Here is a 15,451-nt window from a genome sequence, read left to right on the forward strand (position 1 = left end):
TAGCGGGCGCCTTCTTTCAGATGTGGCGAACTTCGACAATCTCATACTCGATAACGCCACCTGGCGTTTTCACGGCGACCACATCACCCTCTTCCTTGGCAATCAAGGCGCGGGCCAGTGGCGAACCCACCGAAATCTTGCCGAGTTTGAAGTCAGCCTCATCCTCACCCACGATGTGGTAAGTGACGCTTTCATCAGTCTCGACGTTGGCGATTTCAACGGTGGTGCCGAAAATCACTTTGCCGGTGTGAGGAATGGTCGTGACATCGATGATGACCTGATTCTGAATCCGGCCTTCGATATCACGAATCCGCGCCTCGACCATACCCTGCTGCTCACGAGCAGCGTGGTATTCGGCGTTTTCTTTCAAGTCACCCAACTCGCGGGCCGTACCGATGTCCTGGCTGAGCTTCGGACGGACGACCTTGGTCAGGTGAGCGTGCTCTTCTTCCAGGGCTTTCGCGCCCTGGACGGTCATTGGGTATTTGATCATGCCTTCAATCCTGCGTGTAAATCCTGCAAGCGGCGCACGGTCTTCTCGGGACCGAACTTCAGCGCTTCGCAGATAGCTTCGCCAGCAGCAATGGTAGTGGTGCAATAGATCTTGTGCTGCAAGGCATTACGACGAATGGAGTAGGAATCGGCGATCGACTGGCGACCTTCGGTGGTGTTGATGATCAGGGTGACTTCGTCATTCTTGATCATGTCGACCACGTGCGGACGCCCCTCGGTCACCTTGTTCACACGACGCACTTTCAGGCCTGCGGCTTCGATCAGCTTGGCAGTACCGGCAGTGGCGACCACTTCGAAGCCCAAGTTGATCAGATCACGGGCCACGCCTGCAACCAGTGGCTTGTCATCGTCACGCACGCTGATGAACGCGGTACCGCCAGTCGGCAGCACTTCGCTGGCACCCATCTGGGCTTTGGCAAAGGCTTCGCCGAAGGTATCGCCCACGCCCATCACTTCGCCGGTGGACTTCATCTCAGGGCCCAGGATCGGGTCCACGCCAGGGAATTTGGCGAATGGGAACACCGCCTCTTTCACGCTGTAGAAGTTCGGGATGATTTCTTTGGTGAAGCCGATTTCCTTCAGGGTTTTACCGGCCATCACGCGAGCCGCGATCATTGCCAGGGAAACACCGATGCACTTGGACACGAACGGCACAGTCCGGGAAGCGCGCGGGTTGACTTCGATGACGTAGATGTCTTCGCCTTGCAGCGCCAGCTGAACGTTCATCAGGCCGACAACGCCCAGTTCCAAGGCCATTTTCTTGACCTGTTCGCGCATCTCGTCCTGGATGTGAGCAGGCAGCGAGTACGGCGGCAGGGAGCACGCGGAGTCACCGGAGTGAACGCCGGCCTGCTCGATGTGCTGCATGATCGCGCCGATCACCACGTCGGTGCCGTCACAGACCGCATCCACGTCCATTTCGATCGCGCAGTTGAGGAAGTGATCGAGCAGCACCGGGCTGTCGTTGGACACTTTCACCGCATCACGCAGGTAGCGCTTGAGTTCTTCTTCTTCGTAGACGATTTCCATCGCGCGACCGCCCAGTACGTAGGACGGACGAACCACCAGCGGATAACCGATTTTGGCTGCGGCACGAATCGCTTCGTCTTCGCTGCGCACGGTGGCGTTTGGCGGCTGACGCAGATTCAGACGCTCAACCATTTGCTGGAAGCGCTCACGGTCTTCGGCACGGTCGATGGCATCAGGGCTGGTGCCGATGATTGGCACGCCGGCTTCTTCCAGGGCACGCGCCAGTTTCAACGGAGTCTGGCCGCCGTACTGGACGATCACGCCTTTCGGCTTCTCGACACGGACGATTTCCAGTACGTCTTCCAGGGTCACTGGCTCGAAGTACAGACGATCGGAGGTGTCGTAGTCGGTGGAAACGGTTTCCGGGTTGCAGTTGACCATGATGGTCTCGTAACCGTCTTCGCGCAGGGCCAGTGCCGCGTGTACGCAGCAATAGTCGAACTCGATGCCCTGGCCGATACGGTTTGGACCGCCACCGAGGATCATGATCTTGTCGCGACCCGAAGGCGCAGCTTCACACTCTTCCTCGTACGTCGAGTAGAGGTAAGCGGTGTCGGTGGCGAACTCGGCAGCGCAGGTGTCAACGCGCTTGTAGACCGGGAAGATTTCCAGCTTATGACGGTGGCGACGCAGAGCCTTCTCGGTTACGCCCAGCAGCTTGGCCAGACGCATGTCGGAGAAGCCTTTACGCTTGAGGCGGAACATCAAGTCGCGGTCGATGCTGGCCAGACCCAGGGTCTTGACCTTCTCTTCTTCCTTGATCAGATCTTCGATCTGCACCAGGAACCACGGATCAATCATGTTCATGCCGAAAATGTCTTCGACCGACAGACCGGCGCGGAACGCGTCAGCGACGTACCAGATACGCTCGGCGCCCGGCACGGTCAGTTCGCGCTTGAGGATGCTCATGCTTTCCGGGTTGCTCAGGTCGAGCTTCTCGTCCAGACCACAAACGCCCACTTCCAGACCGCGCAGGGCTTTCTGCAGGGATTCCTGGAAGGTCCGGCCGATGGCCATGACTTCACCAACCGACTTCATTTGAGTGGTCAGGCGTGCGTCGGCTTTCGGGAATTTCTCGAAGGCGAAGCGTGGCAGCTTGGTGACGACGTAGTCGATGGACGGCTCAAAGGACGCCGGGGTCTTGCCACCGGTGATGTCGTTCGATAGCTCGTCGAGGGTGTAACCGACGGCCAGTTTAGCCGCGACCTTGGCGATCGGGAAACCGGTGGCTTTCGAGGCCAGGGCCGAGGAACGGGATACCCGCGGGTTCATTTCGATCACGACCATGCGGCCGGTGTCCGGGCAAATGCCGAACTGCACGTTGGAACCGCCAGTTTCCACGCCGATCTCGCGCAGTACCGCCAGGGAGGCGTTACGCAGGATCTGGTATTCCTTGTCGGTCAGGGTCTGTGCTGGTGCAACAGTGATCGAGTCACCGGTGTGCACGCCCATCGGGTCGAAGTTTTCGATGGAGCAGACGATGATGCAGTTGTCCTTCTTATCGCGGACAACCTCCATCTCGTACTCTTTCCAGCCGATCAGCGATTCGTCGATCAGCAGCTCTTTGGTCGGCGACAGGTCCAGACCGCGGGCGCAGATTTCTTCGAACTCTTCACGGTTGTAAGCGATACCGCCACCGGTGCCGCCCATGGTGAAAGATGGACGAATGATGCACGGGAAGCCCAGACGATCGAGAACCGCGTTGGCCTCTTCCATGCTGTGGGCGATACCCGAACGCGGGCAGTCCAGACCGATGGATTTCATCGCCTTGTCGAAGCGCGAACGGTCTTCGGCCTTGTCGATGGTGTCAGCGTTGGCGCCGATCATTTCTACGCCGAACTTCTCCAGAACGCCTTCGCGCTCCAGGTCCAGGGCGCAGTTCAGAGCGGTCTGGCCGCCCATGGTTGGCAGCAGCGCGTCCGGGCGTTCCTTCTCGATGATCTTGGCAACGGTCTGCCACTTGATCGGTTCGATGTAGGTGGCGTCGGCCATGGCCGGGTCGGTCATGATGGTCGCCGGGTTGGAGTTCACCAGGATGACGCGGTAACCCTCCTCGCGCAGGGCTTTACAGGCCTGGGCGCCGGAGTAGTCGAATTCGCAGGCCTGGCCGATCACGATCGGGCCAGCGCCGAGAATCAGGATGCTTTTAATGTCTGTACGTTTTGGCATGGGTTGTCACTCAAATCCGCAGGTCAGTCGGCAAGCCGTCTTGTTCAATCTCTGAAGCCTTGAGGGGGCCACCGGTTTCGGGACCGCCCTCAGGCTTCGCTACATCAAGGCGAGCGATTAGCGTCGCTTGGCCATTTCGTTGATGAAGCGATCAAACAGTGGCGCTACGTCGTTCGGGCCAGGGCTGGCTTCAGGGTGACCCTGGAAGCTGAAGGCGCTCTTGTCGGTACGCTCGATGCCTTGCAGGGTGCCGTCGAACAGCGATTTGTGGATCGCCCGAACGTTACCTGGCAGGGTCGCTTCGTCTACCGCAAAACCGTGGTTCTGGCTGGTGATCATCACCACACCGCTGTCCAGATCCTGAACCGGGTGGTTGGCACCGTGGTGGCCGTGGCCCATTTTCAGGGTCTTGGCGCCGGAGGCCAGAGCCAGCAGTTGGTGACCGAGGCAGATGCCGAACACCGGAATCTCGGTTTCCAGCACGTCCTTGATTGCCTGGATCGCGTAGTCGCATGGCTCAGGGTCGCCCGGGCCGTTGGACAGGAACACGCCGTCCGGTTTCAGTGCCAGCGCTTCGGCGGCCGGAGTCTGTGCCGGCACCACGGTTACGCGGCAACCGCGCTCGACCAGCATGCGCAGGATGTTCAGCTTGACGCCGTAGTCGTAAGCCACCACGTGGTATGGCAGCTCGGAGGCTTCGAGGGTCGCATGGCTGTCGGTTTTCAGATCCCAGACAGTCGAGCGCCACTCGTACTTCTCTTTGGTGCTGACGACTTTTGCCAGGTCCATGCCTTTGAGGCCAGGGAAACCCTGAGCGGCGGCGATGGCGGCTTCTTCGGAGATGTTGTCACCGGCCATGATGCAGCCGTTCTGTGCGCCTTTCTCACGCAGGATGCGTGTCAGGCGGCGGGTGTCGATACCGGCGATTGCCACCACATTGTTGGCTTTCAGGTAATCAGACAGTGACATCGTGTTGCGCCAGTTGCTCGCAACCAGTGGCAGGTCACGGATGACCAGGCCAGCGGACCAGACGCGGTCGGACTCGGCGTCTTCCGGCGTGGTGCCGGTATTGCCGATGTGCGGGTAAGTCAGGGTAACGATCTGTTGGGCGTAGGAAGGATCGGTAAGGATTTCCTGATAGCCGGTCATTGCGGTGTTGAACACCACCTCACCAACGGTTTGACCGTCGGCTCCAATGGCTTCGCCGCGAAAAATGCTGCCATCAGCAAGGGCGAGTATGGCTGGCTTAGTCAAGAAGACCTCCCGTAAATAAAGCCTGAAAGGGCGATCGCAGGTTGTAAAAAAGCGGAGTGACGTATGGACACGTCACCCCGCTTCTTCACCGAATTATTCTGCGCGCTTTTAGTGGACACACTAAAGCTGTAGCTTACAGAAAAAGGCATTTTTGGTCTACCGCCAATGAGCCCTAAAGGCCGGAGAATGCGACAGGACGTCGCTTGGCGGAATAAAACCGGGCCCAAACGCTGAGTTTGAACCCGATTTCGGGCACATCTTACCGCAGGTCGAGCACGTCTTGCATGTCGTAAAGGCCTGGTTCACGACTGTCCAGCCATAAAGCTGCACGCACCGCGCCCTTGGCGAAGGTCATTCGACTGGATGCCTTGTGCGTGATTTCCAGTCGCTCACCCTCACAGGCGAACAGCACCGTATGATCACCGACCACATCACCACCGCGCACAGTGGCAAAGCCGATCGTTTCACGCTCGCGCACACCGGTGTGACCCTCACGACCATAGACCGCAACTTTCTGCAGATCACGATCCAGCGCATTGGCAATCACTTCACCCATGCGCAGAGCTGTGCCTGAAGGCGCATCGATCTTGTGCCGATGATGGGCTTCGATGATTTCGATATCAGCGTCATCGCCCAGCACACGAGCCGCCATGTCGAGCAGCTTCAGCGACAGGTTTACACCGACACTGAAATTGGCCGCGAACACAATCGCAATATCTTCGCTCGCCTCGACCAGCAACTGCTTCTGCGCGGCGTCCAACCCCGTCGTGCCGATCACCATGGCCTTGCCCGCCTTGCGGCAGAACGCCAGGTTTTTCAGCATGACCTCAGGGAGCGTGAAGTCGATCAACACATCGAATTCATCGGCCACCGCATCCAGCTTGCCGGACAGCGGAACGCCGATACGCCCCAGCGAGGCCAATTCACCAGCATCCACGCCAATCAGCGTACTGCCAGGGCGCACGATGGCTGCCGTCAGCCCGGTCAGCGGCGCGCGCTGCTGCACCGCCTCGACCAGAATCTTGCCCATGCGCCCGGCAGCGCCCATCACAGCTATACGTCGCATGCCGACTCCTTACAAATCGCCGAAGAAGCGCTTCACGCCTTCGAACCAACCGGTGGTTTTCGGCGAATGACTGTTGTCACCCGCCAGGGAGCTGCGCAACTCCTCCAGCAATTCGCGCTGACGACGACCCAGATTGACCGGGGTTTCGACCGCCACACGGCACATCAAGTCACCAGCACCGCCACCACGAACCGGCGCGACGCCTTTACCGCGAACACGGAACTGCTTACCCGTCTGAGTCCCTTCCGGAATCTTCAGCTTGACCCGACCATCGAGGGTCGGAATCTCCAGCTCGCCCCCCAGCGCTGCGTCGACGAAGCTGATTGGCACTTCGCAGAACAGGTGCTTGCCGTCACGCTGGAAGATCGCGTGCTCACGCACATTGATCACCACGTACAGGTCGCCGGTCGGACCACCCTGCGCGCCCGCCTCGCCTTCGCCAGACAGGCGAATACGGTCACCGGTGTCGACACCGGCCGGCACTTTCACCGACAGGGTCTTGTACTCTTCGACACGACCTTCGCCGTGGCAGGAATCGCACGGGTCGGAAATGATCTTGCCCTGACCATGACAGCGCGGGCAGGTCTGCTGCACCGAGAAGAAGCCCTGCTGCATGCGCACCTGACCGATACCGCCGCACGTCGGGCAAGTGATCGGCGAGGAACCTTTCTTGGCACCCGAGCCATCGCACGGCTTGCAGTTGACCAGTGTCGGAACGCGGATATTCACGGTAGTGCCGCGCACCGCTTCTTCCAGGTTCAGCTCCAGGGTATACCGCAGGTCGCTGCCGCGCTGAGCGCCGCCACGGGAACCGCCGCGACCGCCACCGAAGAAGTCACTGAAGACATCGCCAAAGATGTCGGAGAAGTTCTGACCGCCAAACCCGGCACCGCCGCCACCCATGCTCGGGTCGACACCGGCATGACCATATTGGTCATAGGCCGCGCGCTTGCTGGAATCGGACAGCACTTCGTAGGCCTCGTTGGCCTCCTTGAACATATCTTCCGACGCTTTGTCATCGGGATTACGGTCCGGGTGGTGCTTCATCGCCAGGCGACGGTAGGCCTTTTTCAGGTCCGCTTCGCTTGAACCACGCTCAACACCCAATACTTCGTAATAGTCACGCTTTGCCATAAGTCTTTGCACTCTTAAGGACGTTCGGCAAACCTCTCCTGAGCCTCGCCAAACTCGTTGAGCCCCAATACAGGCCCGGACCCAACTCACGTCAATTCAACGATCCTGGTCTTTGATTCGATGCGGTACTTTCGGCTCGAAAAGCAGGAGCATCCTCGGCCATACCACCAGCACCTGGGCGGACTGAATGGCTTGTTCGTTAGGCAATTCCGGCGCCCGAGCCCCATACCCTGCGTTGCCGCTCCTCCCCATAGCGAGCTATGAGTCGTCGCAGCGCCTTGGTTATGGCGCTCAGGCATCCGAACTTGCTCTAATGAACAAGCCACTAAACCCGCCCTTGTCGCATGCTGTAAAAATTCGCTTACTCCAGACACGCCAACGCGGGAGCAAGCTCCCGCGCGGCGACATCCTACCAGTCACCGCCTGAAGGCAGTCAACCGGGCGACCAACAACTTACTTGTGGTCTTTGACTTCTTCGAACTCGGCATCGACAACGTCGTCAGCCTTTTCAGCCGATTCGTCTTTCGGCGCCGCGCCTTCAGCTGGCTGAGCCTGCTCGGCGTACATTTTCTGAGCCACTGGCGCGGAGACCTTGGACAGCTCTTCAACTTTGGCTTCGATAGCAGCCTTGTCGTCGCCTTTGATGGCGGCTTCCAGGGCAACTACAGCGGCTTCGATTGCAGTCTTCTCTTCAGCGCTCACTTTGTCGCCAGCATCAGCGACCATTTTGCGCGTCGAGTGAACCAGGGCATCGCCTTGGTTACGGGCGCTGGCCAGTTCTTCGAACTTGCGGTCTTCTTCAGCGTTCACTTCAGCATCACGAACCATCTGCTGAATTTCTTCCTCGGACAGACCCGAGTTGGCCTTGATCACGATCGACTGAGTCTTGCCGGTAGCCTTGTCTTTCGCGCCGACGTGCAGGATGCCGTTGGCGTCGATGTCGAAGGTCACTTCGATTTGTGGCACGCCACGTGGAGCTGGTGGGATCTCGGCCAGGTCGAACTTGCCCAGGGACTTGTTCTGTGCGGCTTGCTTACGCTCACCTTGCAGCACGTGAATGGTCACTGCGCCCTGGTTGTCGTCGGCAGTCGAGAACACTTGCGATTTCTTGGTAGGAATCGTGGTGTTTTTCTCGATCAGTGCGGTCATCACGCCGCCCATGGTTTCGATACCCAGGGTCAACGGGCTGACGTCGAGCAGCAGAACGTCTTTCACGTCACCGGCCAATACCGCGCCCTGGATAGCAGCACCCATGGCAACAGCTTCGTCAGGGTTAACGTCTTTACGAGCTTCTTTACCGAAGAAGTCGGAAACAGCTTTCTGCACCATTGGCATACGGGTCTGACCGCCGACCAGAATTACGTCGTCGATCTTGCTGACGTCAATACCGGCATCTTTCATCGCAATGCGGCAAGGTTCGATGGTGCGCTGAACCAGGTCTTCCACCAACGCTTCGAGCTTGGCGCGGGAGATTTTCACGTTCAAGTGCTTAGGACCGGTAGCGTCTGCAGTGATGTACGGCAGGTTCACGTCGGTCGACTGGCTCGAGGACAGTTCGATCTTGGCTTTCTCAGCGGCTTCTTTCAGGCGCTGCATGGCCAGCGGGTCACCCTTGAGGTTCATGCCGCTTTCTTTCTTGAATTCGTCAACGAGGTAGTCGATCAGACGAATGTCAAAGTCTTCACCGCCCAGGAAAGTGTCACCGTTGGTGGCCAACACTTCGAACTGGTGCTCGCCATCGACTTCAGCGATTTCGATCACGGAAACGTCGAACGTACCGCCGCCCAAGTCGTAAACGATCACGGTATGATCGCCTTTCGCCTTGTCCATACCATAGGCCAGTGCGGCTGCGGTTGGTTCGTTGATGATACGTTTAACGTCCAGGCCCGCGATGCGGCCGGCGTCTTTGGTGGCTTGACGCTGGCTGTCGTTGAAGTAGGCCGGAACGGTGATCACCGCTTCGGTCACAGGCTCGCCGAGGTAGTCTTCGGCGGTCTTCTTCATTTTCTTCAGAATTTCGGCAGAAATTTGTGGCGGCGCCATTTTCTGACCGTTCACTTCAACCCAGGCGTCGTTGTTGTCAGCCTTGACGATCTTGTAAGGGACCATCTGGATGTCTTTCTGTACGACTTCTTCGTCGAAACGACGACCGATCAGACGCTTCACCGCGTACAGGGTGTTATGCGGATTGGTCACTGCCTGACGCTTGGCCGACTGGCCAACCAGGATTTCACCGTCGTTGGCATAAGCGATGATCGACGGCGTGGTACGCGCGCCTTCAGCGTTTTCAATAACCTTGGCCTTGCCGTTTTCCAGCACGGAGACGCAGGAGTTGGTAGTCCCCAGGTCGATACCGATAATTTTGCCCATGTTCACTCTCCCGAAACTTTGGATTTGGATGCCGCAGCAGTGGTGGCTGACTGCGGTAGCACTTAAACGCTTGACTTCTAAATGGGGGCCTTGCGGCTAATTTCAAGCCTGCTCGTCAATCGAAGGCGAAACCGGCGCAGGCGCCTTGCTGACCACGACCATGGCCGGGCGCAGCAGGCGACCGTGAAGCTGGTAGCCCTTCTGAAACACCTTGAGCACGCTGTTTGGCTCGACGTCGGCGCTTTCCTGCATGGCCATTGCCTGATGATGCGAGGCGTTGAAGGGTTCGCCCTCAGGATCGATCGCTTCCAGGTGATAGCGCTTCAGGGTGTCCTGGAACATTTTCAGGGTCAGCTCGATCCCTTCACGCATCGAACGAATATTTTCGTCGTCAGGGCTGGACAGCTCCAGGCCACGCTCCAGGCTGTCGATGATCGGCAGCAGGTCGCCAGCGAACTTTTCCAGGGCGAATTTGTGAGCCTTTTCAACGTCCTGATCGGCACGACGGCGGACGTTCTGCAGATCGGCGGCTACACGCAAAGCCTGATCCTGCGCACCAGCCAATTGCTCTTCGAGCACTTGTACACGAGCCGCCAGGTCTTCACCCGAAGCCTCGGGGCCCTGGTTGGCGTCTAGATTTTGCGTATCCACTGTCTGTTCGTCAGCCATAGATTTCTCCTTCCAATATCGTCCGCGAGCTCAACTCGCGCTTCTGCCCCGGTATATGGGGCCGCAAAATTCAGCTTCAAGGGCTATTTGATGATTAACCCTACAAAAACAGCTGCATTGTCATTCCTCGATGCGCTAAGGATTTCTTCAGATCAAGCAAATCGACCTAAGAGGGGGCATTGTCAGCCAGAAACAAAACACTGTATAAATAACCAGACCTAAAGCCTGGGAGCGGCCTTTATGCTGGTGCACCTGTCCGTACACAACTACGCCATCGTTGAACATCTCGATCTCGAACTCGATCGCGGGATGAGCGTGATCACAGGGGAAACCGGCGCCGGCAAGTCGATCATGCTCGACGCCCTGGGCCTGACCCTTGGCGATCGCGCCGACAGCGGCGTGGTCCGCCCGGGCGCCGACAAGGCCGATATCCTGGCCACCTTCGATCTGGTCGACATCCCGGAAGCCAGCGCCTGGCTGGCCGAGCGCGACCTCGAGAACGACGGCCCGTGCATTCTGCGTCGAGTGATCACCGCTGAAGGACGCTCGCGCGGCTACATCAACGGCACTCCCTGCCCTCTCGGTGACCTGAAGGCCCTGGGCGAGTTGCTGATCGACATCCACAGCCAGCACGAACACCAATCCCTGCTCAAAACCGATACTCACCGCCGCCTGCTTGATGAATACGCCGGTGCCACGGACCTGGCCCGCCAAGTGCAACTGGCCGCCCAACGCTGGCGCCAGACCCGCCAGGAACTGGAACGCCTCTCCAACTCCGGCGACGAACAACGCGCCCGTCATCAGTTGCTCAGTTATCAACTCGAAGAACTGGAAAACCTCGGCCTCGGCGAAAACGAGCTGGAGCAGCTGGAACAGGAACACAAGAACCTGACCAACGCCGAAACCTTGCTGGGCATTTGTCGGCAAGTGGTCGAACAATGCAGCGAAAGTGATTCCGGCAACGTACTGAACGCGCTGACCGCCAGCCTTAACCGCCTATCGAGCGTGAACAATTCAATCGGAGCCCTGGGCGAAGCCAGCAGCCTGCTGACCAGCGCGCAGATTCAGGTTGAAGAAGCCGTAGGCGAGCTGAACCGCTTTCTCGACAACTTCGACGCCGATCCGGCCCGCCTTCAATACCTGGAAGAGCGCCTCGATGCGATCTATACCCTGGCGCGCAAACACCGCATCCAGCCGACCGAAGTCGCCGAGATGCAACAAAAGCTACTCGATGAAATCGAAACCCTGAATGCCAATGACGAATCCATCGAACGACTGAGCGATGAGCTGGCCTCCTACGCCCGCCATTATCAGGAGAAAGCTCGGGACCTGAGCGATCTGCGGCATCAAGCCTCGAGCAGCCTGGCCAGTGCCGTGGAACAGGAAATCCAGCGCCTGGGCATGCCCGGCGGCCGCTTTACCATCGAACTGCGCCCCAACAGCAGCGACGAACTGTTGCCCAATGGGCTCGAACAGGTAGAACTACTGGTGAGTGCCAACCCAGGGCAACCCTTGAAAGCCCTGGCAAAAGTGGCTTCGGGTGGCGAACTGTCGCGTATTAGCCTGGCGATTCAGGTGATCACCGCACAGACCTCGCGCGTACCGACCCTGGTGTTCGACGAAGTGGACGTGGGTATCGGCGGCCCGACCGCCGAGATTGTCGGCCAGTTGCTGCGACGCCTAGGGGAGCGTGGGCAGGTTCTGACCGTGACTCACTTGCCGCAAGTGGCGGCGCAGGGGCATCAACATCTATTTGTACACAAGGTCCGCGGTGAAGACGCCACGCATACGGCCGTCTCCAAACTGAGCAAGACCGATCGTGTCGAAGAAGTGGCGAGGATGCTGGGCGGCATCGATCTCACCAAGGAATCACTGGCGCACGCGAAAAAGATGGTTGTTACCGCAAAAATTTGAGAACGGCAGAAAGCACGAAGGCGACCCTGGGGTCGCCTTCGCTCGTTTCGCGAACCTGAGGTTCGCGCGACATGCTTACTTTTTCTTGCGCACGTACAGTACAAGATTGTGATCAACCATCTCGAAGCCATACTTGTCGACGATTGCTTTCTGCAGCCGCTCGATTTCTTCGTCGAAGAATTCGATCACTTCACTGGTTTCGACGTTGACCATATGGTCGTGATGCTTGCCGTCGTCCAGCTCGAAGACCGCATGGCCTCCGTCGAAGTTGTGCCGCACCACAAGGCCAGCTGCCTCGAACTGGGTCAGAACACGGTAAACCGTGGCCAGACCGACGTCCTCACCAGCCTCCATCAGCGCCTTGTAGACATCCTCGGCACTCATGTGGCGTTGCTCGGCGGAATCGAGCATTTGCAGAATTTTGACCCGTGGAAGGGTCACTTTGAGGCCGGCTTTGCGTAGTTCGCTATTTTCAACCATGGTCAGCTTTCTCGCGATGCTGCTTCGCAGCTTCTCTTAATGCGGGTATGATCGGCGTTTACGTTGTCCCAGCCAAGATAGTGGAAGTCGCCCACCGATGCAAAACACCAAGCTCTTGCTAACCAGTTTCACCTTTGTGGGACTGCTCGCACTCGCCGGTTGTTCATTCCCCGGGGTTTACAAAATCGACATCCAGCAGGGCAATGTCGTCACGCAGGACATGATAGACCAGTTACGCCCGGGAATGACCCGCCGGCAAGTACGGTTTATCATGGGTAACCCTCTGCTGACTGACACGTTCCATGCCGATCGCTGGGATTATCTGTACAGCCTGCAACCGGGTGGTGGTGAACGCCAACAGGAACGCATTAGCGTTATCTTCAACCCAAATGACCAACTTGTCAGCCTCTCTGGCGACTTCATGCCAGGCGTGAGCCGCGACGAAGCCATTCTCGGCAAGGACAGTGGCACTACCGTGACCACACCTGCCGAAAACGCCGAGAAGCCGAAGCCAGAAAAACCGGTCAAGCCAGGTTCGTTGCTGGACCAGATCCAGAAGGACGTGGACAACGTGGAAACTGTTCCAGTCCCGACACCAGAACCGTTGGAAACTTCGCCGCAATAATTTGCGACGCAATAAAAAACCCGGCATGTCCGGGTTTTTTATCGTCTGGCGTTTAACCGGATCACTGATTCCGGGCTTTGGCCTCGGCCGCCTTGGCGGCGCGCAACCGGCGAACTTCTTTCGGATCGGCGAGCAACGGTCGGTAAATCTCGAGGCGATCCCCTGCCTGAACCGGACGATTGGCCGGCTCAGCGATCACTTTGCCAAAGATCCCAACCGGACAACTGGCCAGATCCAATTCAGGGAATTCGCTGTTCAGGCCGGATTTGAGCAACGCATCTCGCACCGTTGCGCCCACCGGTACGGTTACGGCCAGCAGCACCTGACGATCAACAGCGGCATACACCACTTCGATCTTTATCACGGCCTCAACCATGCATCTGTTTCGCACGCTGGCAAAACGCGTCCATCAGCGTATTCGCCGCCTGATTGAACAAAGGCCCCAACGTCGCTCGCACCAGCGGCCCCGAATAGTCGAACGACAAATCCAGACTGATCTTGCAGGCCTTCTCGCCCAACGGCTTGAACACCCAGACGCCGTGCAACTGGCTGAATGGACCTTCCTCGAGGTTCATCTCGATCGAACGCCCGGGTACCAAGGTATTACGCGTCACGAAATGCTGACTAAGCCCCCCCTTGGCCACGCCGACGCTGGCACGCATAAGCTCAGGAGTGCTTTCCAAGACTTCGGCCGATGAGCACCACGGCAGGAATTCCGGATAGCGGGCCACGTCGTTGACCAGGTCATAAAGCGCTTGTGCCGGATACGGCAGCAGGGCCGAACGTTGAATGTGTGTCGTCATGTCAGCGTTACTTCCACAGCTGGGCGGCAAACACTACAAGAATGCCGATGGGCGCCACATAGCGCATCAAGAACAGGGACAGGGCGAACAGCACCGGACGGCGGATCGACAATTCGTCGCGCACCGCTTCACGCCCCATCACCCAGCCCGCAAACACCACGAAACACAAACCACCGAGTGGCAACATGATCCGCGAGGTGAAGAAATCGATCACACCGAAGAAGTCCAAACCACCGGTTGCTCCCCATTGATAGAGGTGGAACATCCCGCCTTCGTTCACGAAAAACTTGGCTTCCTTCCAGATATTGAAGGAAAACACGGTGCCCAAACCGACGAACCAGCAAATGAATGCCAACCAGAAGGTGACCCAGGCGCGGCTGATTTTCGTGCGCTCAACCAGGTAAGCCACCATCGGTTCGAGCAGGGAAATCGCCGAACTCCAGGCTGCAATTGCTACCAGCACGAAGAACACTACGCCCATCAACTGACCGAACGCTACGTTGCCAAAGGCAAATGGCAGGCTGACGAACATCAGGCCAGGGCCTTCGCTCGGGTTCAGGCCAGCAGCGAACACAATCGGAAACAATGCCAGACCGGCCACCAGCGAAACGAACGTATCGAGCAATGCCACGCCCACGACGGTGCCAGAAATCGATGAGTTTTTCGGCATGTAGGCACCGTAGATCATGATTGAACCGACGCCCACGCTCAGCGAGAAGAACGCGTGGCCCATGGCGGGCAGCAGGCCGTCGAGGACTTTTTCCGGATGGAAGTCGAACATGAAATGCACGCCTTCCATGAAGTGGCCGGTGGTCATGCTGTAGCCCAGCAGGACAATCACCATCACGAACAGCAGTGGCATCATGATCCGCAGGCTACGCTCCAGCCCGGCAACCACGCCCTTGGCGATCACCACTGCGGACAGCAGCATGAAAATCGTATGCCAAAGTGTCAGGCGCCACGGGTCGGCGATCACATTGCCGAAATAAGCCCCGACCTGATCAGGCGTCACTCCCTGGAAGTCGCCACGGCCCATGTCGATGATGTAATCCAGCGACCAGCCGCCCACCACACTATAGAAAGACAGAATCAGCAGCGCCGTGATCATCCCGGCAAATGCGCCCCAGGACCATTTCGCCGAATGCCCCGCTTCCAGCGCCAGGACCTTCAAGGCATTCGCCGGGCTCTGCCGTGCGCGCCGACCGATCAGGGTTTCGGCCAGCATCACGGGTACACCGATCAGCGCGATACAGGCCAGGAACATCAGCACAAAGGCTCCGCCACCGTAGACGCCGACCATGTAAGGGAATTTCCAAATACTACCCAGCCCCACGGCCGAACCGGTCGCGGCGAGTATGAAGACCCAGCGGCTAGCCCAACTGCCGTGGACAGAAACCTTGTCTGTCGACATCGTTATCACGCCCA

The 15,451-nt window shown here is 58.3% G+C and carries 13 protein-coding genes; 2 read left to right on the top strand and 11 right to left on the bottom strand.

Translation table 11 applies throughout. The annotated features are described in order from the left end of the window. Window positions 1–16: 16 nt before the first annotated feature. The 7 genes from greA to grpE form a co-directional block, all read right to left on the bottom strand. A complete protein-coding gene (gene greA / locus PSH88_RS26480) occupies window positions 17–493 on the bottom strand; it encodes a transcription elongation factor GreA (protein ID WP_010463507.1) in 477 nt (158 codons plus the stop codon). Continuing rightward, window positions 490–3,711 (bottom strand): carbamoyl-phosphate synthase large subunit, encoded by a 3,222-nt coding sequence (gene carB, locus PSH88_RS26485; RefSeq protein WP_305483409.1) that lies wholly within the window; start codon window positions 3,709–3,711, stop codon window positions 490–492. Before carB ends, greA begins: the two co-directional genes overlap by 4 nt. A gap of 117 nt (window positions 3,712–3,828) precedes the next feature. Then, entirely contained in the window at window positions 3,829–4,965 is a 1,137-nt protein-coding gene (carA, locus tag PSH88_RS26490) for a glutamine-hydrolyzing carbamoyl-phosphate synthase small subunit (protein ID WP_008005476.1), read from the bottom strand. A gap of 259 nt (window positions 4,966–5,224) precedes the next feature. After that, the gene (gene dapB, locus PSH88_RS26495) at window positions 5,225–6,031 is read right to left on the bottom strand and encodes a 4-hydroxy-tetrahydrodipicolinate reductase (RefSeq protein ID WP_305423619.1); all 807 of its coding nucleotides are present in this window, start codon (window positions 6,029–6,031) and stop codon (window positions 5,225–5,227) included. Window positions 6,032–6,040: 9 nt separating this feature from the next. Beyond that, window positions 6,041–7,165 (bottom strand): molecular chaperone DnaJ, encoded by a 1,125-nt coding sequence (dnaJ, locus tag PSH88_RS26500; protein ID WP_123355997.1) that lies wholly within the window; start codon window positions 7,163–7,165, stop codon window positions 6,041–6,043. A 453-nt stretch (window positions 7,166–7,618) separates the two neighbouring features. After that, on the bottom strand, window positions 7,619–9,535 hold the full coding sequence (dnaK, locus tag PSH88_RS26505) for a molecular chaperone DnaK (RefSeq protein WP_305423623.1): 1,917 nt from the start codon (window positions 9,533–9,535) through the stop codon (window positions 7,619–7,621). Between the two features lie 102 nt (window positions 9,536–9,637). After that, window positions 9,638–10,204 (bottom strand): nucleotide exchange factor GrpE, encoded by a 567-nt coding sequence (grpE, locus tag PSH88_RS26510; protein ID WP_305423624.1) that lies wholly within the window; start codon window positions 10,202–10,204, stop codon window positions 9,638–9,640. Window positions 10,205–10,444: 240 nt separating this feature from the next. Here grpE and recN point away from each other — a divergent pair, with 240 nt between their 5' ends. Further along, complete coding sequence (recN, locus tag PSH88_RS26515; protein WP_052965677.1) at window positions 10,445–12,118, top strand: DNA repair protein RecN; 1,674 nt, start codon at window positions 10,445–10,447, stop codon at window positions 12,116–12,118. A gap of 75 nt (window positions 12,119–12,193) precedes the next feature. Here recN and fur read toward each other — a convergent pair whose 3' ends face one another. Next, window positions 12,194–12,598 carry a ferric iron uptake transcriptional regulator gene (fur, locus tag PSH88_RS26520; RefSeq protein ID WP_003197684.1) on the bottom strand — a complete coding sequence of 135 codons (405 nt, stop codon included), beginning with the start codon at window positions 12,596–12,598 and terminating at the stop codon, window positions 12,194–12,196. Window positions 12,599–12,695: 97 nt separating this feature from the next. Here fur and PSH88_RS26525 point away from each other — a divergent pair, with 97 nt between their 5' ends. Next, window positions 12,696–13,223 carry an outer membrane protein assembly factor BamE gene (locus PSH88_RS26525; RefSeq protein WP_305483410.1) on the top strand — a complete coding sequence of 176 codons (528 nt, stop codon included), beginning with the start codon at window positions 12,696–12,698 and terminating at the stop codon, window positions 13,221–13,223. Window positions 13,224–13,284: 61 nt separating this feature from the next. On the opposite strand, the gene PSH88_RS26530 is transcribed toward PSH88_RS26525, so the two are convergent. From PSH88_RS26530 to PSH88_RS26540, 3 genes are read right to left on the bottom strand one after another with little or no spacing between them, the layout of a single operon-like run. Then, on the bottom strand, window positions 13,285–13,599 hold the full coding sequence (locus tag PSH88_RS26530) for an RnfH family protein (RefSeq protein WP_305423630.1): 315 nt from the start codon (window positions 13,597–13,599) through the stop codon (window positions 13,285–13,287). After that, on the bottom strand, window positions 13,592–14,026 hold the full coding sequence (locus PSH88_RS26535) for a type II toxin-antitoxin system RatA family toxin (RefSeq protein WP_030128093.1): 435 nt from the start codon (window positions 14,024–14,026) through the stop codon (window positions 13,592–13,594). Before PSH88_RS26535 ends, PSH88_RS26530 begins: the two co-directional genes overlap by 8 nt. Before the next feature lie 7 nt (window positions 14,027–14,033). Continuing rightward, window positions 14,034–15,437: a sodium-dependent transporter gene (locus PSH88_RS26540; protein WP_305423631.1), complete on the bottom strand. Its 1,404-nt coding sequence runs from the start codon at window positions 15,435–15,437 to the stop codon at window positions 14,034–14,036. Between the last annotated feature and the right edge of the window lie 14 nt (window positions 15,438–15,451).

The organism is Pseudomonas wuhanensis, from assembly GCF_030687395.1.
Classification (GTDB): Bacteria; Pseudomonadota; Gammaproteobacteria; order Pseudomonadales; family Pseudomonadaceae; genus Aquipseudomonas; species Aquipseudomonas wuhanensis.

Coding starts and splice junctions, on each gene's coding strand:
- carB (WP_305483409.1), bottom strand. CDS start 3,711: ATGCCAAAACGTACAGACATTAAAAGCATCCTGATTCTCGGCGCTGGC.
- fur (WP_003197684.1), bottom strand. CDS start 12,598: ATGGTTGAAAATAGCGAACTACGCAAAGCCGGCCTCAAAGTGACCCTT.
- dnaK (WP_305423623.1), bottom strand. CDS start 9,535: ATGGGCAAAATTATCGGTATCGACCTGGGGACTACCAACTCCTGCGTC.
- dnaJ (WP_123355997.1), bottom strand. CDS start 7,165: ATGGCAAAGCGTGACTATTACGAAGTATTGGGTGTTGAGCGTGGTTCA.
- recN (WP_052965677.1), top strand. CDS start 10,445: ATGCTGGTGCACCTGTCCGTACACAACTACGCCATCGTTGAACATCTC.
- PSH88_RS26530 (WP_305423630.1), bottom strand. CDS start 13,599: ATGGTTGAGGCCGTGATAAAGATCGAAGTGGTGTATGCCGCTGTTGAT.
- grpE (WP_305423624.1), bottom strand. CDS start 10,204: ATGGCTGACGAACAGACAGTGGATACGCAAAATCTAGACGCCAACCAG.
- dapB (WP_305423619.1), bottom strand. CDS start 6,031: ATGCGACGTATAGCTGTGATGGGCGCTGCCGGGCGCATGGGCAAGATT.
- greA (WP_010463507.1), bottom strand. CDS start 493: ATGATCAAATACCCAATGACCGTCCAGGGCGCGAAAGCCCTGGAAGAA.
- PSH88_RS26535 (WP_030128093.1), bottom strand. CDS start 14,026: ATGACGACACACATTCAACGTTCGGCCCTGCTGCCGTATCCGGCACAA.
- PSH88_RS26525 (WP_305483410.1), top strand. CDS start 12,696: ATGCAAAACACCAAGCTCTTGCTAACCAGTTTCACCTTTGTGGGACTG.
- PSH88_RS26540 (WP_305423631.1), bottom strand. CDS start 15,437: ATGTCGACAGACAAGGTTTCTGTCCACGGCAGTTGGGCTAGCCGCTGG.